Below are 23,263 nucleotides of genomic sequence, written 5' to 3' on the forward strand. Positions count from 1 at the left end.
CGGGATGCTTCTGGATGGCCCGGACCGCCTTAGGCTCGGCGAGGGACTTGCCCGCTGGAATCCCGGAGGTGACGGGGATGCGCTCCCACATGGCGATCCACACAGTAGCGTTCGCGTGGTGCGGGCGCCTTCACAAGCACCCTGTGGCGAGGCTGCGTAAGGGGCGTATAATGCCGCGGCTCCAGGCTGGAACTCCATCGCATGCCCAGAAAGCTCACGACCTCGGAATTCATCGAGAAGGCACGCTCCGTACACGGAAGGCAGTACGACTACAGCCGCGTGGACTACGTCAATTCGGCAACCGACATCATCATCGTGTGCCCCCAGCATGGCGAGTTCCGCCAGAAGCCCGCCAACCACCTCGCTGGGTACGATTGCTACGCCTGCGGCCGGGACAAGGTGAGCGCGGCACGGGCGGCGTTCGCCGCCGAGACCGGGAGGCAGTTCGAGGCGAAGGCACGGGCCGTCCATGGCGACCGGTACGACTACAGCGGCGTCGTGTACGCCGGGTGCCAGGACAACGTAGTCATCCGCTGCAACGAACACGGAGACTTCCATCAGACGCCGAACATGCATCTCCGCGGTGACGGATGCCGGCGGTGCGGACGGCGGAAGACACAGAAGGTCAACGAAGCCAAGTCGAAACGGGCGGCGGCATCCTTCGTGAACAAGGCGCGTCTTGTCCATGGGGACAAGTACGACTACAGCCAAGCCGTTTACAGGAGGTCAACGGAGCACGTCCTGATCGGATGCCCGCGCCATGGCGCCTTCAATCAGACGCCGAACATGCATCTGCACGGCAACGGATGCCCGCGATGCGGACAGGAACGTCGGGATGCCTTCCAGACGGCCACGGCGGAGAAGGCTGGCCGCGAGTTCGCCGACAAGGCGCGCTGCGTCCACGGTGACCGCTACGACTACTCCCTTGTGTCGTACACGGACAACACGACCAAGGTGACAATCGTCTGCCGCGAGCACGGGCCGTTCATCCAGTCGCCCAATCCCCATCTGATGGGCAGAGGGTGCCCGGATTGCGGAGATCTGCAGCGGGCGCAGCACCTCGCCGAAGAATCCGCCGCGTTCAACGCCTCGTTCACGGGCCGGGCGCGCGAAATCCACGGTGACCGCTACGACTACTCGAAAGCCGTTCTCAGGGGCGCGCTCGCCAAGATCACCATCGTCTGCCCCAAGCACGGCCCCTTCTCGCAGGCTCCAACCCACCACCTTGCGGGGCAAGGCTGCCGGAAGTGCGGGCACGAGCGTGTCGGGGCGGCGCGCAACCGTGCCTTCGCGCAGACCTTCATCGAACGCGCAAAACTCATGCACGGTGACAGATTCGACTACAGTGAAACTGAGTACGTAGACTCCCGGACGCCCATTCTGGTCATCTGCAACGTCCATGGAGCCACGGTCCAGCTGCCCGGAGAGCACCTAAGGATCAATGGCTATGGCTGCCGCGAGTGCGGCATGGAGATCCACGCGGCCAGGGCGCGGCAGCGGGCCGCCGAGGCGGGGCGGACGTTCGTCGAGCGAGCGAAGGCCGTCCACGGCGACAGGTACGACTACCGCTTGGTCGAGTACATCACGAGCGGCGAGAAGATCACCATCATCTGCGGGAAACACGGCGCGTTTGACCAAGCCGCGAACAGCCATCTCAACGGACGCGGCTGCCCCAGCTGCATGTCGTCCAGGGGCGAGCAGACCATCGCCCAGTGGCTCGACGAGCACGATATGGATTACGTGCCGCAGGCGAACCTGTTCGGGCAGTTCCGCTACGACTTCCACGTTCCCGACCGCAACCTGCTCATCGAGTTCGACGGGATCCAGCATTTCATCCCACAGAATTTTGGAGGCCAGGGGCCGGACGCCGCCGAGCGTTACTTCCAGATGGTCAAGCGGAACGACGCCGCCAAAACCGATTGGGCGCAGGCGCACGGGTTCGTTTTGGAGAGGATTGCGTACTACGAGGACATTGTGGACCGGCTGGAGGAAATCTTCGTGCAGGCGAAGGGCCTTGTAGTGCCGGTTGGGCGTCCGAAACAGTTGGACTTCTCCTTCTGAAGGAACGGAGCGGCACGTACAACAGCAGCCGGATGCGGTCGAGCAGGCTGCGCCCACGGTTCAGCATCACAGGAATCTGCCGCCCGCGTGGTCCTTGTATCGGTCGGCGTCCTGGACGTAGCCCGCGAGCACGTCCAGGCTCTTGTGCCGGGACTGCGACTGCATCTTGAAGACGGTGGCGCCGCTCTCCGCCGCCGAGGTCAGGAAGCCCGACCGCAGCGAGTGCGCGCCGATCGCGGCCGGATCCAGCCCGACGGCGGACGCCCGCTCCTTGGCGACCAGCGCGATGGCCTCGCCCGACATCGGGTGCGGGGACGGGCGATCGCCCTTGAACATGCGCCGGAAGACCGGCCCTTCGGTAATGCCGCTGGCGCCCAGCCACGTTTCCAGCAGCAGCACCGGCCGGATGCGCAGCCCGCGCGGAACGGCGATCACGGCGCCCTTGCCCTCCTGGTCCGTCTTGCTGAGCGGCACCAGCACGTCCACGCCGTCCCTGGTCCAGGTCAGGTGCTCGACCCGTAGCGCCGCCAGTTCGGAACGCCGCATCGCCGTCGCCAAGCCGAAGGCCAGCAGCGCCCGGTCGCGCAGGTTCCGCAGCCCGCTCTCCGGAATCGCGTCCAGCATCGCGCGCACGAGATCGGCGGTCGCCGCCTTCTTCTTGCCGCCGCGCCGCTTCCCGCCCGGCGCCGCGGCGGACTCCTGGGCGCGGGCGCGCCGGACGCCCGCCATTGCGTCCTCCATCACGGCGGCGTCCGGGTGCGCCGAGGGCAGCGGCTGGCGGGCCCGGCGGTGGTGGTGCGCGATGGCGGCCAGACGCCGGTTGATCGACGGCACGGCCAGACCGGCGTCGGCCTGGTGCCCGATGAACAGGGCGACCTGCGCCGGGTGCGACGGCAACGGGGCGAAGCCGCGTTCGCCGCACCACGCCAGGTACGCTGCCCAGTCGACGGCGTAGGCGCGCAGCGTGGACGGCGCCCGGGACAGTTCGGTGTACCGGCGGGCGGCGGCGGCGTCCTCGGCGATCAGGTCGGTGGGATCGGCGAGCGCGCCGCCGGTCCGGCCGAGCGTCACCGGGAGCGCAGCCGGGTCCACGGCGTCCTGGTCGTCGGGGGCCGGTCCGTCGGCGGGGCCGACGGTCAGCGGCTCCGTCCGTCTGTTGTCCGGAGCGCCGCACTCGTCTTTGTTGTCCATGCTAACCTCCGGCTCCCGCCGGTCCCTGGCGTCGTATTGGTCGTGAGAATCCCTCTTACCCAGATCAATGTAGCTGGGGAGGGCGCCGCCACGCAACCACGGCCGTGTGTCGTGAAACCGCTTCTGCCGACCTGCCAATCAACACGCCAATGAAAGGGATAGCGGACACAACAGCCGATCAGGCGGTGAAACCGATGTCCCAGGCCGGAGCGGGCAGGATGCCAAGCCCGACGGGTGAATGATACCTAACCTCGTCAGAGCACCCGTAACGGATAACGCACACTGTTATCTGTTATATCGTTATTCAAAGCTATGTAACAATAACGTTGACGACCGTAACAGCGCTACGTTATCCTAGTATCCACGTCGGTGATGGAGAACGTGATGGCGGACGTAATGGCTGGGACCGAAGCTCTGGTGACCCTGGAGAGCGTGCGCGAGGCCGCCCGCCAGTTGGTCGGCGAGGGCCGGAGGCCGACCACGCGGGCGGTGCGGGACGTCCTGGGTGGCGGCAGCCACACCGACATCCTGCGGTGCCTGCGGGAGCTGCGCGGCGAGCGGGTGGACGCGGCCGCGGCGTTGGACGAGCCGACGCAGACCCGCCGCCCGGATACCGATGACGTGGCGGCCGACTTCGACGCCGACCCGGCAGTGCAGGCGCTCATGACGCAACTCGCCGATCTCATGAAGGGCAAGCTCTCCGCCGTCGTGCATGCGGAGCGCGACATCGCGCGCACCAAACTCGACACCGTGAAGGCCGTAGAGAAGGAACGCGCTGACCGGGCCGAGAAGGCAGCCGCCGACAAGGTCCAGCGCATCACCGAGGAAGCCGAGGCCGCCGTCGCGGAGGCACAGGCGAACGAAGCTGAAATTGCCGCCGCTCTGGACGAGGCTGATACGCGCGCAGCCGCCGCCGAGGGCGAGCTGGAGGCGCTGCGGCCGCAGTTCGCCGCCGCAAAGTCGCTGGCCAACGAACTCAAGATCCTCGTGAGCAAGCAGGAGCGCGAGATCGAGTCCCTGCGGCAGCGCGCCGAGACGGCCGAAGCCGCGAGGGAGGCAGCGCGGAGCGACGCCAACGCAGCGCGGAGCGACGCGGAGTTCCTGAGGCAGTCACAGACCTCCGCACAGCAGGACCATGCCGCCGAAGTCGGCCGCCTTCGTCGCGAACTGGACGACATTCGGGCACAGCGGGACGCCGAGCGCGCCCGGAACGACAAGCTCCAGGAGGAGCGGCTGGCCGCCGAACGCGTTGCCGCCGAGGCTCGGGCGGAGTTGAAGTCGTTCACGGCGGAGAACGGCCGACTCCAGACCGAGGTCAACCGCTTGAGGACGGAGCGCGACGGGGAGCGCGACGGGCGCGTCGCCGCTGAAAAGGCCGCTGAGCGCGCCGTGACCGAGGCTGAGGCGCTCCGGAGCAGCAGCACGGAACCGGCGCCGAAGTCCGCCATCCGGCCCGCACACCGGCGCGTGCACACGAAGCGCCCAACCGAAGATACGCAGGAACGTGCGCCGATGCAGGAGGCACCCGGCGGCTGACCCTGCATGCTCTAACCTGATGATGGAGGTCGACCTGTCGCAGCTCGAACGCCATGCATTCCTTGTCGATAGACAACTCCGCCATCGTCTCCGCCGAACCATGAATTGGCTGACCCGCCGCGGCCCAATTCCTCCGACCCTTCAGCCGCCGCTGACCTCCAAGGAGGAGAGCCGTCATCTCAACGGCATCCATGCGGCACTGAACCGCTCCACCATGCTCTCGCGACGGCTTCACGAACGAGCCCGGAACCAGTCGAACGTCGTGGGTTGACCCTGTCGAACCCGGGGCTATTATCGGCCGCGCGGGACCCCCGATCCCGACGGAGCCACTGTCTCCAAGCCCGTGCCAGGGCGTCGGTCCACCTGAGAACCTTCTGCCGCAGTCTGGCCATCGCTGGACGCGCGCATCTTTGGACCAACTGCCGCGCGGCAAGGCATGCACGCGCGTTCGTGAACGCCCTGCATGCCCACAATCGGCTTTAGGAGATGAACCATGACGACCTTTCACCACCGCGGTACCAAGCTGCCGAAGAAGAAGGCCCGCAGCCTCCAAGACTGGGCCGCCCACATCGGCGAGTCGCGGAGCTACACCGAGTGCCAGCGTGGCCTCGCTGCCTGCCCTGGGCACCCGGATTGGACCGCCCTGCGCCGTGACGCTGAGAACGGCACCGCCGCGCCGTCCGAACTCGACGACGCGCTGCCTGAGGAGTTGGTCCAGACGCGCAGGGCCGAGCAAGCGGCCGTCCTGAATCGTCTGTGGCGGATCTCGGGGGCCCTCGCCCGAACACTGATTGGACACGTTCGGCCGACGGCGCGGACAAGCGACAATGTGCCCGGCTACGAGTCGCGTCCACTGCGCGTCTCCGACCTGCCCATCCTGCTCGCGATGGAGAGCGAGGACGAGATGTGGGCGTACCTGGAGGACCGCGTGCCGCCGCTTCTCCAGACGCGCGCGATGATCGACGGCGATCCGGACGTCGATCCCGAGGGACTCGGAGTGGAGGACCTCGACGATATCGAGATCGGCCACATCCAGCAGCTCGGCGACGGGGGGCTCCAGGTCGGCGGAACGGCGACGGTGTGGCACCATGGGGGCGACGAGATGGAGGTCACATACCTCATCGACCTTTACCCCGACCGACTCGCCCTGAGCTTCGAGGACGCCCAGTTCTCACGTTGACCTGACGGCCCCGGTCCCGGACCGGGGCCTCCCCAGCCTATCGGGACCAAGCGCTGCGGCGGGCACGGCGCGCCCAGGCCGCCAGCCGTTGCTAGGCGCGGTGCTCCTCCATGCGGTCCGAATCGATTTTGGCCACATGGTATTACATCACCGTCCCATAGGACGTGTCACGGGTAGCGACGATGCGGCAATGCTCCGGTCGCAGGCCGCGGCTCGCGACGTCCTGTCGGGTTCAGCCACCCATCTGGGAGCAAGTCGCGGTGGAGCGGGCCAAAGTGCAGCCGCCCCCCTGCGCCTCGGCGGCGGCGAGGGTGTCGGCGACCTACCGACGGCGTTGCTCCTGTCGGCGAGCGGCGCAACCCTTCCATCCAGAGGTCGCGTCGGCATCGATCCGGAACGCGCCGTACAGGCGGGCGCTGAGCGGCGCTCCGTGGGCACCGTCGAGGTTCTCGCCGTGGATCTTGTAGCCGCGGACGTTGCAGCGATCACGGGTCGAGTTGGCGTTCGAGCCTGTCCAGGCGCTTGCGCAGGGTTTGACGATCGGACGGCGAGCACCGCTCGAAGAAGCACTCCGGCAATGCGAACAACTGCCGCAGCCGGGCTCGGGCCTCCGTCCAGCAGCCGAGCCGGACGAGTGCCGCCGTCATCCGATCGTAACTCCAGCAGATCTGGAACCCGCCCGCGACCTCCATGACTTCTGGAGCAAGCGCCAAGCATGCGTCGATGTAGGCGGACTTGATCCGGACCACGGCTTCGTCGTCGCCTCGGTTCATCTCCTCGAAGGCGTCGGCGCCCTTGCGCCGCTGGTCGTCAAGGAAGCGGTGCATGCGCGTCCAGGCGCCGCTACGTCGCCTGTTCTCCTCGGCGGTCAGGAGCGAGCCGGTTCGGATCGCCAGCTTCAGCCGTTCGGGGTCGGCCCGGACGACATCCACGTAGCCGCTCCCTACCCCGACCACAAGGCACTCAGTACCATTCGCGTAGCGGATCGGATCCCAGCCGGGAAATGAGCCACGGCGGACGGCGGCGTCCAGTTTCCGAAGCAACGACAATCGTTCGCGCAACTGGCCGGGCTCCATCCGCTGAAGAAATTCGCCGATCTGCGCCAAGTGCGCCATGTGGTCGGGGAACATGTCCCCCAGCCGCTTCAGTTGCACCAGGACCGGCGCCGGGGGGACATCCGACGTGACGAGCGTGAGCATGATCGACCACGCCCGCGCCCACTTGTGCTTGTCGATCAGGTCCCGACCGCCGCTGCCGTAGAACGCTTGGTGGTATTCCCAGGACTGCGCGGGCGTGTAGCTCTCCGACGGCGGGCCGTAGGCCCGGGGAAACGGGATTCGGGATGGGTCGGGAGGTCTCGCGCCGGGCGGTGGGTCGAAGGGCAACGCGGTGAAGGAGACGATTTCGGTCGAGGCGGTCACGGGTGCATTTGCCGCCTCGGTCAACGCCGTCTTGCCGGAGCGTGTCCTGACCGCCGGAAGAGGACGAGACGACAGCCGCTCGGCGTTGGACCGCTGCCGGGGGTGGTTGAGGACCGGAGCCCTCTTCACGCCGCTGAGAGTCTCCTTCAGGCGCCCATTGTAGTAGTCCATCTCCGAGTTCGCGATCTCCGCAGCCAGCCGCGGGACAATGTCCGCGCACAGGTCTGGGCGGTTGAGGGCATGGCACCGCTCGACCAACTTCTGCACGATGGACAGGAGACCCCACCGCTCCATCGGCAGTGGACTGGCGCGCGGCGTGAGGAGCAGGGGGAAGCGGGCAAAGCCGCCGACCATACGGACGGCGGCGTCGAGGTTCCATTCGTCGACGAGGATCTCCAGCCACAGCTTGGCGATCGCCTCGTCCAATAAGGCGGCGGCGCGGAACGGCTTGGCCTTGGTCGGTTTTATCACGCTCAGGTCGATGCCGAACGGCCCCATGTCGCGTTCTCTGCCCCGGCGGTCCGCTGCCTGGAGCTCACGCTGCACCCATTCGGAGGAGACCGCCTCGTATAGCAGCGCGAAGGTATCGTTCAGCGCGATCATCTCCTCGTGAGACCCGCCGCCGTCGGGATGGCACGCCTTAGCCGCGCGCCGGTACGCCGCCCTCAGGGCCTCTGTGGACTGGAAGTCGTCAGCGCTGAAGAACTCGGCGCAACGCGCCCACTCGGAGGCTAGGAGCAGGGAGCTTCCCAACAGAGGCGCCTTCACCGCGCCGTTTCGTCCGATGGCCAAATCCGTGATGGTTTCGAGCCGTCGCTTAGGCTCGAATGCGAACCAGCGATCCAGGACGGCGAGCGTGTCGGCATGGCGGTCACGGCGCGGGCGGACGGTGGGGATGGAGCAGAAGTAGGCCAGTTCCGCCTTCAGGTCGTAGAAGGCGCACAGCAGCCCGTCATCGACCAGATTGATGTTCGTTCGTTCAAACGACAGCAAATTCGCCACGTCAGGCTCCTTCGGATACAGTCTACGGTGCCGTTGTCGGCGCTCCGGGCCGCCTCGTCATGTCACGGCTCTTCCCACCTGCCTTTCGCGCATGACCCGCCATGCACAGCGGCCCGTCAGGCCAGGACCTTGGCGCCCTTGCGGTGCTCCTGCCAGAACTCCTCAATGTCGATTTCCCGGAGCTTCTTGTACAGGAAGTCGAGGGCGTTCGCGCTGTACCGCTTTGTCTCCATCTTCCCGATCTTGAAGGTCTTGCAGTAGTCTAGGTTCTCCTGTATGCCTTCTATTTCCATTAAAAGCAGTAGCTTCGGCTGAGTTGTCTTGAGCTTCTTCGTGAGATCCTTCAGACCCAGCGAGTAGTAGTCGAGTTCGTTGACACGCTTCACCGCGATCACTGTGGCGTCGGGCGTTCCCTCGGTCACCAGCCTGACGGCCTCACCCTCCTTCTTGGTCACGCGGAGCGCGAGACCGGGCCCGTCCGCCTCCGGGTCGATGGTTAGCGTGGCGACGCCGGGAAAGATCGCCCGCCATTCCTCGCCCTTGTGGATGCGCTTGACGACGGCGTCGAGCTCCGCGTCGCTCGGCTGGGACTTTCTGCCGTCAAGAGACGCCTGCAGAACCGCGAAGGCCCGGAGCTTAGCCTTCGCGTCCAGGCGCCTGCGCGAACCAGGGGACACCATCGCCTTGATGTCGGCGAACTCCATGTCGAGGACCGCGCCGATGTCCTTGGGCGGCTTGGCACAGACAGGGAGCACGCGCTCCGGCACGTCGTCCCGCAGAGGCAACCCCAAAACGTCCTTCGTGAGCCTGCCGAACAGGCTGACCGCGGCCTGGGCGTAGATGTAGAGCTGGTGCTCGGAGACCTCGACGAGGTAATGCTGTGCCGCATCACGCAGACTGTTGAGGTTCTGGAGGGCAACGACGTCGTCCTCGGACAGGCAGATCAGGGGCTCCTCGGAAAAGCACTTACGGAGGCAGGAGTCAAAGCCGATCGTCTGGGTTCCCTTCTTCTCGCGGATCTTGCCTCCACGATGCACGATCACCGCCTTGAGCAGCAGCTCGAACGCCCGGTCCAGCATGATGAGGACCGCCTCGGTCCTTCCCCGGTCCCAAGCCCGATTGAAATGGTCCACGCCGAGGACAAGCGAGTCCACCGCCTTCCCGTAGAGTGTTCTTGCCTCCTTGCGCATACTGAGCCCCCTCCGCCCGAACGCCACCACCAACTGTGGTAGGACTGCGGAAAGATGCCCAGTCCGCGAGGGCGACGGCAACCTGTTTTCGGCGTCGTGTGTGCAGCAAAGCGTGGACGCCAGCTGAGCGGCCGCCGCTTGCCGAGGGATGCGGCGGAACGCCGCGGGTCGAATCCCGCCCGCGCCTGCTGCAGACCGATGATCAGGCCACCCTCTCAACGATCGCCGTCCGAGTGTCTGCCTGCCACTCTTCGCCGCGGCCGTAGGCTTGGCAGAACACCTCGGCCAGCACGCGTCCGACCGGCCGCATCATTGCGGCGTCGAACTCTCCCCCAGTCGGCGCAGCGCGCCTTCATCCGCCCTTGTTGCCAAGTGAGCCCAACTAAGGCCGCTCCGGAGCGCCGGGACGGCCATTTCCGGTACCGTCAACGCTCCGGTTGCAGGGCCGAGGTTGCCCGGCCAGGATCAGAGCCCTGCTCACCTCCGGAGGCCCCCCGTGAACCCAACGCACATGTGGGACCAACACGACGACACGAAATTCGGCGTGGTTGTCGGGCTGCTCGATGCGCTGCCTTGGCTGCGCGGGCTGACCTACGTCGCCATGATGACCGAGCCGTACGCCTTTGGACGACAGGCCCCATGGGATGCGACCTGGGAAGATGTCCGGCGGCAGCGCCTGCAGGCTGAGCGCCCGGACCTCGGAGGCTACGCGGAGTTCTGGACACGCCGCGGCACGCCCTACCACCCGTTCCGAACCGCCGCCGGGGACGGCTACTTCACCAATGCGGGACGGTCGGCCTACTTTGCCGCCGTCCCCACCGAGGACTTGGCCGACACCCTCGTCCTGATCGACCCGGACACAGGCCTCTCCGCAAAGCCGGCGCGCGGAAAGGAATGCCTCTACGTGCTGCCGTCGGAGATCGCCGAGCTGGCGCGACGGGCCACCGGGCGCTCCGTGCTCCTGACTTTCCAGTACCCGAACCGGGATCGCCGCCATCGTCTGGACCACATCACCCGATGCCACGATCTGTTCGCGGGGGCCGTTGGATGGGACCGGACGTGCTGGTGGATCTCCTCGGAGGACACTGCGCTGCACTGCGCCGCTCTCAGCGCGGCTGACACGACGGTGCTGCGGACGGCGGTCGCGCGGATTGCAGCCCAGCGGGGATGGGCCTCGAACAGTTGATCAGGGGCGAGGGAGGAGCAGAGCCAGCACTTCCTCTGCTTTTGGCCCCCTTACTTCTGTATACTTTTACAAAGAAGTCTGACTAAGCATGCGGATGTCTGTACGGTGGCCGGCATCGACCAGGAGGATCCCATGGCGCAACCCGCCGTTCTCGTTTTCACAGCCCGCAGCCCGCAGCGCATCCTCAGCGAAGGCGGCTCGCAGGCCTGGAAGCTCGACCCGGACCGTACCCGCCGCAGCGGCTACGTCGTCTGCGTGCAGAACCGCCACAACGGCGCCTGGGGCGGCGCCGATCAGCCGCACGGCACCGCCTTCCTCGTTGGGCGCATTGCCGACGTCGTCCGCTCGCCGGAGGACGACAGCCGCTGGCTGATCCGGATCGGCGCCTACGCCCGCATTGCGCTGCCCGCCGTCTGGCAGGGCTGGCGCAACCCGGTGCGCTACACCACGCTTGATGAACTCGGCCTCGACCCGGCGACGCTCGCCTTCCAGCCGCTGCCGGCGGACATCCCCGCCTTCGCCCGCGATGTGGAGGATACCCCCCGGCCCACCAATGCCCCCGCCAACGCCATGGTCGCCCAGCCGGAGCCCCGCCCGCTCAGCATTCCCGAGGCGAAGCGCGGCTTGGCGCTGACCTTCGGCGTCGCCGAGGACGCCATCGAGATCACGATCCGCGGCTGAGCGCTGCCGGAAGGGGGCGCGCCCAACAGCGCGCTATCCCCCCGTTCATCGTCGATCTGCTGCTGAGGTTCGGCGCCGAAGCGCATCACCACGGCGCCGAGGTCCTGTACTTTGACAAGGAGGCCCGCCGCCGCCTGCGCCACCACCTTGGTGATCGCATTCTGCAGGCCATCGGCGACCAGATGCTCGACACCTACGCCGCTGTCGGCGAGGGCGACCGCGTGGTGACCGTCGCGCACCGAAACCGCCGCCTCAAGCGGCCCTGAGCGGGCAACCTGCGCCGTCGCCCGCGGGGAGTGTCTCCCCCACAAACCCATCCTGACCTGAGTTCCGAGCGCCACCCGGTCCTGCAACTTCAGGCAAACGAGTCTGGTCTCGCCTCTGCTGGCGGGCGGCGGCTCCGATCTGATCGGAGGAACGCGCATGCACGGACTGGCCGGAACTCTGGTCAGGCACGGCAGCACGCCTCATGACCGGCGAGGGACGCCGTCGCCAGAACCGCCAACGAGAGGCTAGGTCGGCGTGGGCGCTCGCGTGGCGCCGCTTCGGCGAAACCGGCGCGCCCTGACGCGCTTTGCACAATCTGGGCAATGGCTCGTTCGAGGAGCCGATACCCGCTGGCTTGGATTTGCCGTTGCTCTGGATCGCCCAAAATGATTCCCTGCCCTCCGAAAGGATCCCCGATGGCAGCCGCTCCCACGCCCACCAACGACACCATGATCCGCGCCGCGGTCAAGGCACGCCTCAGCCGGCGCCACGCAGGCGATCCAGACGCGTTCGTCGTGGAAGAGCTGCCCGTCAGCCGCTCCAGTGCCCGCGTCGATCTGGCGGTCCTCAACGGGCGCATTGAAGGCGTGGAGATCAAGAGCGCGGTGGACACGCTGGCGCGTCTGCCGCGCCAAGCGCGGGCCTATGGCGAGGGCATGGAGCGGATGGCGCTGGTGGTGGCACCGAACCACCTGGATGAAGCCATGGAGGCCGTTCCGGCGTGGTGGAGCGTGTTGGAAGCAAGCGCCGGTCCACGCGGCGGCGTGGCACTGCGCCGGGTGCGCCGAGGGGGTCTGAACCCGGACCGGTCGGCGCGCGGCTACCTGCGGCTTCTCGAGCGGGAGGAGATCGTCGCCCTCCTGGCCTTGCACGAGCTTGACCGTGGTGTGCGCACCGCGCCGTGGCGGGCGCTGACCGAGCGGGCCGAACAGCGGCTGCCCCTGGCGTCAATCGCAGCCGGCGTCCGGCATCAACTCAAGCTCCGGGTGCTGATCGAAGCTCACATCTGCCGGACGGTCTTCGGTCGCTCCGCCGCGGGTGGCGGCTTGTCGTCTGATCCCCGCGCGCTTACGAGTGCACCGCCTGCTGGCTCAGGTGCTGGCTGACCCGGACTCCCAGCCAGGGGCCCGGCGTAGTCAGGCGGCTACCCGCACCATCGTCCAGCACCCCCCCAGACGCCCGCTCCACCATGGCCGCTCCCCAACAGGCCGCACGGCCGCCCCACACGGGGGGATTGGCCACGAGAGCGCCGGCCGCCTCGATGTAGCCGTCGCTGTCCCACTTAGCGTCCGAGAGCGCGAAGTGCCACTGCCGGGAATGGGCCACGTCGACGTGGGGGAACCATCCCCGGCCACCGCTCATGGGGCTCCGGTGCTGGATCGACGCGTGGTCACCGTAGCGGACGTCCCATCCGTGGCGGACGACCGCCGCGTGGATGTCCCGCTCCAGAATGGTCAAGGTCGTCGGGAGGTCCCGCAGTGAACTCGGGAAGCTGCCCGCCATGCACACCGTCGTCATGGCCGCGAACGCTGACCCGCCAAGACCGCGACGGATGACATCGAGGGCCTCGACGACCCGCGCCATTCCGGCCCGCGCATCGTCCCGGACATAGCCCGCGTCGAGGATGAGAATGGCCCGATCGGTGGAGTTCAGGCCACGCGCGGCGTACAGGAACGACGCGACCGCTCCGGGGTCGCGCAGGTTGAGCCGGAAGGCAATGCGCCGGCCGGCACCCGTCACCGCCTCGACCTGCGCGAGCGCCGCCGCCGGGTCGCCGAGCTTGGCCGTAGGGATGAGGTTCGGCGCCGACAGCCCGAGGCTGCGCCACGCGGCGTAGCCGTCGGCAGGCGCCTGCAACCGGGCCACCGACTGGTTGAAGGCCTCAACCGCGCGGCGGGCCGCCGCTCGCTGACGGTCCCAGGCCTCCTGCTGCTTGGGGCTCGGCGGGCGGGGCGTCTTCCCTTCGCGGAGAAGCTTCGCTTCCCGGCGCAGCCGGCGCTGCTCGATCTCAACGTCGCTGGGTGACGTCTTGAACGTGGGGTCGAAGTCCACGATGAGCGGGCGGCCGCCTGCCGCCTGCAGAAGCGCGTCGAGCGAGCCCTCGAAGGACTCTCCGGCCTCGTCCCGGGTGAGCGTTACCACCGGCAACATCCGGTTCTTGAGCGGACCGTCGAGCGTTGCGTAGGCCCGCAACTCATGCTCGCGAGTGCTGAAGGCGGGGTAGTAGGATCGGAAGGAACTATGAGACATGCATCACCTATCGTTGTGTGGTAACTCTTTGTTGTGCGCCTCTATTGGCGCGAGTTACCTCTTAGGCGCGGCGGGCGCGCAGCGCGGACACGGTTTTTTTGTTGTCCGCGAATCGGCCCGGAGGCGCCTAATCAGCGCAGGAGGCCCTGGTTGGACGGTCAGGTCGACGACACGCCTTATCCGGTGGAGGAGCTGGCGGAAGCCATCACCAGCCTCGGCGATGGCGACTACTTGCGGCTCGAAGCGGCGGCCCGGGTGTTGGCGCTCAAGTGTTGGGCGGATCCGGGCGAGCTCATGGACGAGGCGGTTCTGCGGGCGCTGGACGGGCGCCGGCGCTGTCCGCGGCGGATGCGGGTGGTGGCGTTCCTGATCGGGGCCATGCGCAGCGTGGCCAATGAGTGGCTTGAGGATCGGGCGAAGTGGCGCGGAGCCGACGACCCCACCCGATGGGGGACGCCGGCAGAGGTCGATCCCGGCACCCTCGCCGACAACCGGCCGGATCCCGAAGCGGTGGCGGTTCGCGCCGAACGGCTGCGGTTCGGGGGGCAGGTGTTGAAGGATGTGACCGAGATGTTCGAAAACGACGAGGAAGCGTGGTTCATCATCCAGGCAGACCTCGAGGGGGGCATAGCGCCGGCAGAAGTCTGCGCGCTGCTGGGTATTGAACGACAGCGTTACGAAACGGTCCGCAAACGCATTCGGCGCGGTTACGATACCATCCGCGCCCGTTATGCCGGAGGAACGCCATGATACCGCCGAAAGGGGCGAGAACCGCCGTCGAGCAGCTCGACGCGCTTCTCGATGCGGATCTCATCTCCATCCTCGAGGCAGATGACGCTGCCATCTGCGAGGAGGCGAGCACGGTGCACGGCGACCCCGTCGTGGCGGCGGCGCGTGTGCGTGCTCGGGTAGCGGCGGCCGCGACGATGGCGGGCAAGCGGCGCTTGGCTGAGGCGAAGGAGGCCATTGCGGCCGCTCCGTCCGGTGGCGCGACGGTGCTGATGTGGTCGGCCGCCAGCAAGCGAGCGCTCCTCGCTCGGCTCCGCGCCAGCCATCAGGGATTGACCCTGGCCGCCCGCGACGGCCGGGAGGAGCCGGATGCCGATCTGGATAGCCTGCTGGAGGACTTGATGGATCTCGACGTGATTGACGAGCAGGGGAACCCCCGGTGAGAGCGCCGACGCCTCTCACGCCAGCCGAAAAGATCCTGACCCATCTGGGGATCACTGACCCCGCGGAGATCGATGTCGACGCGATTGCCTGGACAATGGGGGCTGCCGTCAAATATCGCCCTCTCGACGGCTGCGAGGCCCGCATCGTCGGCGCCGGCAACCGGGCCGTGATCACCGTCCACGAGGGCCGCCGCCCTGAGCGGCGGCGTTTCTCCGTAGGACACGAGCTTGGCCACTGGAAGCACCATCGGGGCCGGCGGTTCGACTGCCGCTCCGAAGACATCGGAAGCCCGAAGGACGACAGCCCGTTCGATCCCGAGCGGGTAGCGGACCAGTTCGCGGTTGACCTCCTCATGCCCACCTTCCTGTTCCAGCCAGCAGCTGGTCGCCTCGGCCGGATGACGCTGGACGTCGCGGACACGCTGGCAGCGGCGTTCCGCGTCAGCCTGACCGCCGCGGCCATCCGCCTGGTGGAGGTCGGCCCGGCGCCGGCCATGCTGATCTGCCATGGCCCCCAGGGGCGCCGCTGGTTCCGGCGGCACCGGGACATTCCGGACACCATGTTTCCGCACCGGAGCCTTGATGCGGAATCCTACGCCCAGGACGTCTGGGACGGGAAAATGGACCGGAGCCGGGCCGCGAAGATCGGGGCCGGGGCGTGGATCGACCGGCGGGGCGCTGACCGCTACGAAGTGACTGAACAGACCATTCGCATCGGCCGGGACACCATCCTCAGCCTCGTCTGGTGGCACGATGAGGCCCAGCTCGAGGCTGAGCTGCGCGTGGCGCGACAGGGCTGAATCGAAACGCTGCCGTTTGGTCGAACAGGCCGTCGGACACTCTGGCTCAGGCTTCCACGTTGGCGACATAGGACAGCGCCATGTCTGCCGACTTGTAGCGGGTCGGCGGCCGCCGTGGCCAAGCCGCGCCACAGGCTCTGCTCGGAGTAGCCGGTGGCATCGAGCCCGGCGCGGGTCAGCGCGCTCGGCACGATGCGTGCGACGGCGCGGTCAGACAAGGGCGTCGAAATGCTCCCGCAGTCGCACGTACCTGCCTATGCCTCACCGCCCTATCTGGTGAAGCGCCCGGACCGGCGCCCCCGTCTCATTCCGCCTCCTCGTCCAGGTCGTCGTCCTGCTCCTAGTCAAGGATGTGGATGTCCCCTCCCCTCCCCTCTTCAGCATCCACTCCAGCATGCCCGCGGCCAGAACCCGCGTCCTCCGGTCCGCCCTATCGAGACGCCGGATGCGCTCCAGCTCCGAGCCGATGCGGTCAGCCATTGGCTCGCTACCGGGGATGAGGAACTGCGGGTTCCGCAGGTGGTTCCGCAGGGGCAGTACGACTTCGTCGTGCATGTATGTCCAGCGAGATCAGCAGCCTATGCTGCTCCATGATGTCCAGGTCGATCGGCAGCGTGCTGTTGTCTTCCTTGATGGTCGGCAGCATGCGGTCCTCTCCGAGGCGTTGTTCGCCGCCGCGCGGCGGTTCCCCTTGGAGGTGTCTGCCGAAGTGGCACCGGGAAAGCCCCCTCTTTCCCGGCCTTGCGCACCACTCCATTCCAGGACATCAAGGTGACGGCCGCGACGAGGAATCCCATGCCAGACGAACAGACGTTGACGCCCTACGCCACGAGCCTCACCCCGGTGTCGGAGGAGCCGTTCCGCCACGAGGGCCGGTACGCCGGACAAGCCGACGGCGAGCGATACGTGATCCGGTGGGACGGCGAACCGGAGTGGCCGAGGCGTGGCCGGGATGTTGGGCGGCGCCCACGGATCGTCATCGAGGCCGCCTCGGAGGAGTTTGCGCTGCGCGTGCTGGAGACGATCTCGTCGGCCAGCACGGTGTTCGGCGGCGGCTGGCTGGATGAGGACGGGCTTGCGGTCGTACCCCTGCCACCGGACGGCCTCGACCGACAGGCGGAGGCTGCATTGGGCGAGTGGGGCCAGGGCTGTCTGGGCAAGGCGGCCCGGCTCGCCGCTTGGGTACTCGACCACGAGAGCCGCAGGGCGGAGTACGCGGTCCACCGGCTGATGGTTAGCAGGAGCCTGCACTCGGTGACGTCCGTGGATATGGACCCCTCGTCGCACCACGAGACCGCCGAACGCCTCGGCCAGCGCGTCGGCTCGGTGAGGGCTAGGGTGGAGCGCGCCACGGCGATCGTCGCCGCCTACGGTGCCATTGAGGAACTCGGCCTGGACCCGAAGTGTTTCCGCGACAAGGGCGAGCAGGACACGGCCATCCCTGGCACGGACACCCTGAAGCCCGAGATCAAGGAGCGGATGGACGCCAAGCTCGCGGAGATGGGGATCTCGCCGGAGGACCGCATCTGCTGGTTCTGGCGCACCCCCGACGAGGCGTACGAGCGCGTCAAGCGCCTGCCGACTGGCCTGCCAACGCCGTGGGTGGACACACAGCCGCCTCGCGACCCCGCCCAGATTGCTGCCGACCGTCAACGAGCCGTCGAGGCATTGAAGGCGGGGGACGAGATGGCGGTAGACCGACTGATCGTTCTGTTCGCCGAGGCCCGGGCGGCCGACCTGCCACCGGTGAGGGACGTGTACCTCGACTACCCGCACGCGATCTCCTACGCCTCGTGGCTGCGCAGCGTGCTGGGGGCGCACTCCATCGCCGATCAGCGCCGGGCTGAGATCCTGTCGTCGTATCATGTGGAGAACGTGCAGCAGTTGGTGGCCAACCTGCTGGCGGTGTGGTCGGGGCTGTGGAAGCACCCGCCTGCCGGTTGACCGCCTCCGTGACGGGGCGTCGGCGTGCCCGAGCCGGACTCAACGAGACGGAGGTGATAGAGAGTCGAGTCAGGGATTCGACAAGAATCAAGAATGACTCCTCTCTCAGGGAGCCGTCTTACCCTGTGGATAACGGCGGTTTTCCTAGGTTTCTTGGCACGAGACCAGGAAAGATTTGGGGGAATCAGGGTTGAGAATCGGAAGGATGTGGGCAATTCCAGGCCGACACCAGGAAGGATTTGGGCATTCGCCTGAACTCGAGAATCGGAGGGATTTGGGCAACCGCCTTCCGACGCCAGGAAGGATATGGGCATTCCGGCCGGGAATCCAGGAAGGTTATGGGGGATGCCCGGCGCCGCGCCCTGGTGCGAAACCAGGAAGGATTTGGGCAACGCGCTCGCCCGGGTCTTCCGACACCAGGAAGGATATGGGCAAACCTCCCGTCCCAAGCAGCTTGAAACAAGGAAGGTTTTAGGCACGGAGACCAAATCGCGCCGCCCGCGGCGCCGGGGAGCGGCCTCGCGAAAGTCGGAAGGATCTGGGCAATGGGTCGTGAAACCAGGAAGGATATGGGCAACGCGGCATCGCGCGTCCCGATTCGGGGGCACTCTCCTTGGCGAAAGCCGGAAGACTCTTCCGGCTTTCGTTGACATTGACGCTCCCCATTCGATACCGTCGCCTTGACTGTTGGCATTCTGGGCGGTTGGAAAGCGAGGGGATCATGGCGCTGCCGCGCGACGTCGAGATCGACAAGCCGAACGATCTCATCTTCTCACCGATGCGCATCTCGCAGGCGGCCGTCTACATCATCAACGCCATCATCCTCAACGAACGCTTGGCGCCAACGGACCGGCCCGAGGAGAAGCGCATCCGCGTCGGCGACCTGCGCCTGATCATCGGCGCCGAGAAGTCCAAGAACGCCGAGTTCCTCGAGTGCGTCCTTGACGAGCTCCTGACGACGAAGATCAAGTGGGGCACCGCTGTCCCGAAGGAGACCGACGTCCCCGGCTCGCCGAACATGCCTTCGGCCTCCGGCGCGAACCTCCTGATGCTGCCGGACGGCACGGTGGACCAGGACGCCGAGGAGTTCGAGCGCGGCGGCACGACCTTCTTGCAGGACTACGCCTATCGCGTGAAGCGGGACGGCAGCCTCGTCGATCCGGAGCGCGGCTTCATCAAGTACCGCCTGTCCGAGCGCGTCCACCAAATCATCCGGCACAAGGTCGCCCGCACCAACATCGTGCTACTGTCCCAGCGCCTATTCAACGGCACGCACTCCTTCCGCCTGTACGAGCTCCTGCTGAACCGCGTGCAGCAGGAGCCGCCCGGTTGGACGCTGGTGTCGCACATCTACGAGTTGGACTTCCTGCGCCGTTACCTGGACCTCCTAGACCGCTACGCCGAGTTCAACGACTTCTCGAAATTCATCCTGAAGCCCGCGCTGAAGGAAATTGATCGCATCGCCGAATTTCATGTGGCCGTGGAGCAGATGCGGGTGTCGCGTGTGGTGACCGCGCTGCGGCTCACCTTGACACGCAAGCACGAATACCAGCTGCCGCTCGACCTGGACGACGCCGCCCTGCCCCGCCTGTTCGAGCAGGCTTTGGTGGAGCGTCACGTCGAAAAGGCGCGCGATGCCATGGTCGAACGTCTCGTCCGCCTCAAGATTGGCAAGGCTGCCGCCGAGCAGGCCGTGGCGCGGCTCACGCCCGACGGCGTGGCGGACATCCTGCGCCGGATTGACGCCGACTACCGGGCGGGCTACTCGCCGAACAGCAAGACCGCCTATCTCAAGGCGTGCCTCAAGGGCGATGCCACGCCGGGCGAATGGGCCGAACGCCACGCCGCCGAGCAGCCCGAGGGCCTACCCGAGGCCGCCGTCCCGGCTTACCGCGCCTTGATGGGCGAGTTTAGCCTGACTGACCGTGAGGCTGGGCGCCTGTGCCGGGCGCATCCGCCCGAGGTGATCGAGAGCAACCTCGACTACGTGCGGGCCATCCGCGCGCGTTCCCCACAGCCCATCGGCAAGGGCTACGTCCTCCGCGCCGTCGCCGAGGACTACGCCGGGGCGAAGCGCAGCGGCGCCACGCCCGCGACGGAGCCGCCCCTGGCCAAGACCCGCCAGCGGAAGGCGGGGAAGCTGTCCCGCAAGGCACGCCTCGCGGCCGCTTGGCTGGCTGAGCAGGACATTGGCAAGCGGTTGCACTGGTACAACGCCAGCCTCGCCGCCGGTGGCCCCGAGGTCGAGGCGTCCACCTCCCCAGACAACTTGGAACTCTGGGTGTCCCACGTGGCCGACGCCATCGACGCCCAGGAGGACCTCATCAAGAAGGACGACGCCCGACGCGCGGGGCCGAACTGACCGCCCCAGAGGTTGGTTCACTGTCAAACGACATCCCGAACTGGGTCCTTCCGCGTTTTCGATGCAACAGCGTGGCTGGAGTGCTGCTGTTCAAGCGGCCTCCAGGACTTGGTGACGCAGGAGGTCGAACTTGGCGCGGCCGCACATGGTTCGCTTGATGGTCTTCAATCGGCGGATTTGTCCCTCTACCGGCCCGGTGCTCCACGGCAGCGACAGCGCCATGCGGATCGCTGCGAGATCACGCGCAAGCCCATCGGCGAACCCGGCCAGTGCGGTTTTCCACGTTGTCTTCCCAGCAGACCTACCACTCGGTCGTGGAGTGGCGCTACAGCATCCCTCTCGCCTTGAACCTGATCAATGACAACGATGCCATTCGCCGCCTCATGAAAGAACTGTCCCGAACACGCCGCAGGTCGCCAGCGGGATGCCGATGAGGGCCTTGGACACTAGACGGCGGATGAAGAACATCCCGGTAATCGGGTGCCTCCACTTTCGCCTCGACGCGCATTGACACCGCCATGACCGAAGCTGGATCAGGGATGCCCGCCGGCGGTCTGTCGCATTGTCACCCATCGGGAAACACCTTCTCCATCCTCCGCGGGGAGCGAGCCCTCACTACGGCGTGGTGCTAACGCGCAAGGCGGGCCTCAGGGCCGATCAGCAAGTAGTGCTTGCGCTTCGTGAGTTCCACGGCTTCGCCGTCGTCAAAGCTCCAGCGTGCCAACTGGACCTCCTTGACGTCGCGCTCCAGCGTCCAATAGTCCTTCGGCGCCTTGCTGAGGTGTCTCGACGTCATCTTGACGGACTCGTGGGCGGGCTTGGCAGCGAGCACCTGTCCCGCAGCCCGCTCCGGCCAAGACGCCGCTTTCGCCGCGCTTGGCGCTCCTTGACCTCGCAGTCGATGTCCCGGCCCGCGTCTTGAACTTTTTGTGCTTGCGGCGCAGGGTGGGCGATAAGTTCCTCCATGTCGTCGATTATCTCGCATGTGATCGGGTATGACTGCCCGCCCCACCCCGCGATGTCCGCCCGCATCGGGGCGACCGTGCACGCGTTGGGCAGCGTCGCCGTCGCCTCCCAATTTTTCGTCCTTCGCGCCTTCAGGTTCTGGGAGCCGACGTAGAAAGAGCCACCCGTGATTACGAGCTTGGCTTGGAGGTCATCCAGGTAGCACAGCTTGTATCCACGCTCTATTAAAGCGGCTTGCTCCTCAGTCTGGAATGCGTAGCCACAGCTTCAGAACCACGCTCCGACATTCTGAGCCCAGATGGCATCGAGGGCTGGGCTGAGGGCGCGTTTCAAGGTGTCGACGCTGCAAGCCTCCTGAGCGCGGAGGATGGCCTTGAACTCGGACCAAGCGGACCCGATAGGGGAAGAGGTCGAGCGAGTTTGCATGTAGTGGCTCGTGCAGCGCATGATGCTTCATTGCGGATCTCCTCCGGAGACGCTGGGCGGCACGGTCTCCAGGCAAAAGTCCTGCATGCAGGACTTTTAGTGACACGCATGCATGTCGCATGCTTGCCGACATATCCCACGGATGCCTGTTCTCAGCGAGCATGGAATCGCGTACATATGGTCCATCACCGACAATATGAGAGTAGGGGACATGGTCGATGTGATGGAGGCGGAGGCCGGGGCGAGGGAAGCTCGCACCTTTGCCAAGAAGCGGCTCCTGGTGGCGAGCGGGAAGGGCGGGTCGTCAAAGACGACAACCGCAAGGCACTTCTCAACCGCCGCAGCACATGCTGGACTTGCTGTTGTGACGCTCGACCTGGATGAGAGCCCGACGCTGTCCACTTGGTGGACGAAGCGGCCGGACACGCTGCCGAGCATCGAGCATATCCGGGCGCCGATCCACGAACTCGTGGATCTCAGCGACGTGGACGTCGAGGGCGAGGATGTCGGGGCCGTGATCGCCGCTCGGGTCGAGAAGGAGATCCTCGGGATTGAGGACTACGACCTGTTGATCATCGACACCCCAGCCTCGATGGCCGCCTACCCGCATCACGCCAATGCCCTGATCCGGGCGTCCGACCTCGTGGTTGTGCCGACCCGGCAGTACGACGACGACATCAACTCGGTGACCAGCTGGATGAAGTTGGTTCGCGACCTCGGCGTCGACGGCATGTTCCTGCTCTCCGACACGCAGCGCCGTGAAAGTGCTTTCGAGGATGCCAAGCGCAAGCTGGTGAAGCACGGACCACTGTGTCCGATCGACATCCCACACTTCGCCGACATCCCGAAGACGCTGTCCAAGGGAACCTCCGTCATCGACATGAGGCGGGGCCGGGGGCGCGAGGACTACGCCGCAGCCTTCGATGTCGTGCGCCAGAAACTGGGGGTGTAAGATGGCCGGACTTCAGCGCGCCGTAAAAGCTGACCTTGTCCAGGAGGTCACCGATCCCGACGGCCGGTTTGACGACGTGCGGCGTTCGGTGAGCAAGCTGTCGAGCAGGGACAAGTACGTCGAAACGATCGGGCGCCTCTGGAAGGAGGCCACGAACCGCTTCATCGACATCGGTAAGTACCTCGTCTACGCCAAGGACAGCCTGCCGCATGGCGAGTACGAGTCCATGATCGAAAGCGAGCTCCCGTTCTCGAAGTCGGTGGCGCACGCCCTGAAGACGGTCGCCGAGGCGGTCTTGCAGGAGAAGGTGCCCGAGAAGAAGCTGCCGCCCGACTACTCGACGGCGTACATGCTGGTCAGCCTCAAGGACGACGGCTGGGAACTCGCCAAAGAGCGGGGGCTCGTGCGCTCGACCCTCAAGCGGGCTGAGATCCTTGACTTCCGGCGTGAACTCCGCGAGGGGCGGAAGCGTCCAGTGTCGGAGAAGGCGGCCCGGCGACGGCTTGCCAAGGAGCGGGAACGGGTGCTGGCCGACATCGAAGCGCTCCGCCGTCGCTTGGAAGAGATCGACGCTGAGATGAACACCATCGACGGCACGGCCTCCGAGGTCGGCGGGAGCCGGAGCGGCCGCATCATCGACATCACCCCTGAACCGGTATGAAATCCTCCGAACCGG

At 66.6% G+C, this 23,263-nt stretch carries 19 protein-coding genes and 1 pseudogene; 13 read left to right on the top strand and 7 right to left on the bottom strand.

The genetic code is table 11. The annotated features are described in order from the left end of the window. Positions 1-201: 201 nt before the first annotated feature. A complete protein-coding gene (locus DM194_RS27670) occupies positions 202-2,061 on the top strand; it encodes a PDDEXK family nuclease (protein WP_111070859.1) in 1,860 nt (619 codons plus the stop codon). Positions 2,062-2,127: 66 nt separating this feature from the next. On the opposite strand, the gene DM194_RS27675 is transcribed toward DM194_RS27670, so the two are convergent. Continuing rightward, entirely contained in the window at positions 2,128-3,252 is a 1,125-nt protein-coding gene (locus DM194_RS27675; protein WP_111070860.1) for a site-specific integrase, read from the bottom strand. Between the two features lie 372 nt (positions 3,253-3,624). Between DM194_RS27675 and DM194_RS27680 the strand changes: the two genes are divergently transcribed. Then, positions 3,625-4,788, top strand: coding sequence for a DNA-binding protein (locus DM194_RS27680; protein ID WP_111070861.1), 1,164 nt, complete (start codon positions 3,625-3,627; stop codon positions 4,786-4,788). 493 nt (positions 4,789-5,281) lie between these two features. Beyond that, positions 5,282-5,968 (top strand): hypothetical protein, encoded by a 687-nt coding sequence (locus DM194_RS27685; protein ID WP_111070862.1) that lies wholly within the window; start codon positions 5,282-5,284, stop codon positions 5,966-5,968. A 485-nt stretch (positions 5,969-6,453) separates the two neighbouring features. Here the strand turns inward: DM194_RS27685 and DM194_RS27690 are convergent, their stop codons facing one another. Continuing rightward, complete coding sequence (locus DM194_RS27690) at positions 6,454-8,391, bottom strand: hypothetical protein (protein ID WP_111070863.1); 1,938 nt, start codon at positions 8,389-8,391, stop codon at positions 6,454-6,456. A gap of 116 nt (positions 8,392-8,507) precedes the next feature. Continuing rightward, the gene (locus DM194_RS27695) at positions 8,508-9,581 is read right to left on the bottom strand and encodes a DUF3644 domain-containing protein (protein ID WP_111070864.1); all 1,074 of its coding nucleotides are present in this window, start codon (positions 9,579-9,581) and stop codon (positions 8,508-8,510) included. 511 nt (positions 9,582-10,092) lie between these two features. Between DM194_RS27695 and DM194_RS27700 the strand changes: the two genes are divergently transcribed. The 3 genes from DM194_RS27700 (at position 10,093) to DM194_RS27715 (ending at position 12,821) form a co-directional block, all read left to right on the top strand. After that, positions 10,093-10,767 carry a hypothetical protein gene (locus DM194_RS27700; protein WP_111070865.1) on the top strand — a complete coding sequence of 225 codons (675 nt, stop codon included), beginning with the start codon at positions 10,093-10,095 and terminating at the stop codon, positions 10,765-10,767. A 132-nt stretch (positions 10,768-10,899) separates the two neighbouring features. Then, on the top strand, positions 10,900-11,448 hold the full coding sequence (locus DM194_RS27705) for a hypothetical protein (RefSeq protein ID WP_111070944.1): 549 nt from the start codon (positions 10,900-10,902) through the stop codon (positions 11,446-11,448). A 683-nt stretch (positions 11,449-12,131) separates the two neighbouring features. Beyond that, positions 12,132-12,821 carry a sce7726 family protein gene (locus DM194_RS27715; protein WP_111070867.1) on the top strand — a complete coding sequence of 230 codons (690 nt, stop codon included), beginning with the start codon at positions 12,132-12,134 and terminating at the stop codon, positions 12,819-12,821. Here the strand turns inward: DM194_RS27715 and DM194_RS27720 are convergent. Next, complete coding sequence (locus DM194_RS27720; protein ID WP_111070868.1) at positions 12,784-13,965, bottom strand: beta family protein; 1,182 nt, start codon at positions 13,963-13,965, stop codon at positions 12,784-12,786. The two genes, DM194_RS27715 and DM194_RS27720, sit on opposite strands and share 38 nt — an antisense overlap. Positions 13,966-14,115: 150 nt before the next feature. Between DM194_RS27720 and DM194_RS27725 the strand changes: the two genes are divergently transcribed. Genes DM194_RS27725 through DM194_RS27735 form a run of 3 tightly spaced genes read left to right on the top strand, consistent with a single transcriptional unit; the run spans position 14,116 to position 15,937 of the window. Beyond that, complete coding sequence (locus DM194_RS27725; RefSeq protein WP_111070869.1) at positions 14,116-14,715, top strand: sigma-70 RNA polymerase sigma factor region 4 domain-containing protein; 600 nt, start codon at positions 14,116-14,118, stop codon at positions 14,713-14,715. Beyond that, entirely contained in the window at positions 14,712-15,137 is a 426-nt protein-coding gene (locus tag DM194_RS27730) for a hypothetical protein (protein WP_111070870.1), read from the top strand. The genes DM194_RS27725 and DM194_RS27730 overlap by 4 nt, the downstream gene beginning before the upstream one ends. Next, positions 15,134-15,937 (top strand): ImmA/IrrE family metallo-endopeptidase, encoded by an 804-nt coding sequence (locus tag DM194_RS27735; RefSeq protein ID WP_246024716.1) that lies wholly within the window; start codon positions 15,134-15,136, stop codon positions 15,935-15,937. The genes DM194_RS27730 and DM194_RS27735 overlap by 4 nt, the downstream gene beginning before the upstream one ends. 487 nt (positions 15,938-16,424) lie before the next feature. On the opposite strand, the gene DM194_RS28390 is transcribed toward DM194_RS27735, so the two are convergent. Then, positions 16,425-16,583, bottom strand: a complete 159-nt coding sequence (locus DM194_RS28390; RefSeq protein ID WP_162630210.1) for a hypothetical protein — start codon at positions 16,581-16,583, stop codon at positions 16,425-16,427. Positions 16,584-16,732: 149 nt separating this feature from the next. Here DM194_RS28390 and DM194_RS27745 point away from each other — a divergent pair, with 149 nt between their 5' ends. Together DM194_RS27745 and DM194_RS27750 are read left to right on the top strand one after the other, a co-directional pair. Next, positions 16,733-17,881, top strand: coding sequence for a hypothetical protein (locus tag DM194_RS27745; RefSeq protein WP_162630211.1), 1,149 nt, complete (start codon positions 16,733-16,735; stop codon positions 17,879-17,881). 721 nt (positions 17,882-18,602) lie between these two features. Further along, positions 18,603-20,243, top strand: coding sequence for a replication initiation protein (locus DM194_RS27750; protein ID WP_111070873.1), 1,641 nt, complete (start codon positions 18,603-18,605; stop codon positions 20,241-20,243). A gap of 90 nt (positions 20,244-20,333) precedes the next feature. Here the strand turns inward: DM194_RS27750 and DM194_RS27755 are convergent. Beyond that, positions 20,334-20,519, bottom strand: a pseudogene (locus tag DM194_RS27755) (ISL3-like element ISAzs13 family transposase); the annotation flags it as partial. A gap of 352 nt (positions 20,520-20,871) precedes the next feature. Further along, the gene (locus DM194_RS27760; protein ID WP_111070874.1) at positions 20,872-21,075 is read right to left on the bottom strand and encodes a hypothetical protein; all 204 of its coding nucleotides are present in this window, start codon (positions 21,073-21,075) and stop codon (positions 20,872-20,874) included. A gap of 771 nt (positions 21,076-21,846) precedes the next feature. Here DM194_RS27760 and DM194_RS27770 point away from each other — a divergent pair. Continuing rightward, positions 21,847-22,587, top strand: coding sequence for a ParA family protein (locus tag DM194_RS27770; protein ID WP_162630212.1), 741 nt, complete (start codon positions 21,847-21,849; stop codon positions 22,585-22,587). A 1-nt stretch (position 22,588) separates the two neighbouring features. Beyond that, positions 22,589-23,248, top strand: coding sequence for a DUF3102 domain-containing protein (locus DM194_RS27775; RefSeq protein WP_162630213.1), 660 nt, complete (start codon positions 22,589-22,591; stop codon positions 23,246-23,248). Positions 23,249-23,263: the final 15 nt, after the last annotated feature.

The organism is Azospirillum ramasamyi (assembly GCF_003233655.1).
GTDB lineage: Bacteria > Pseudomonadota > Alphaproteobacteria > Azospirillales > Azospirillaceae > Azospirillum > Azospirillum ramasamyi.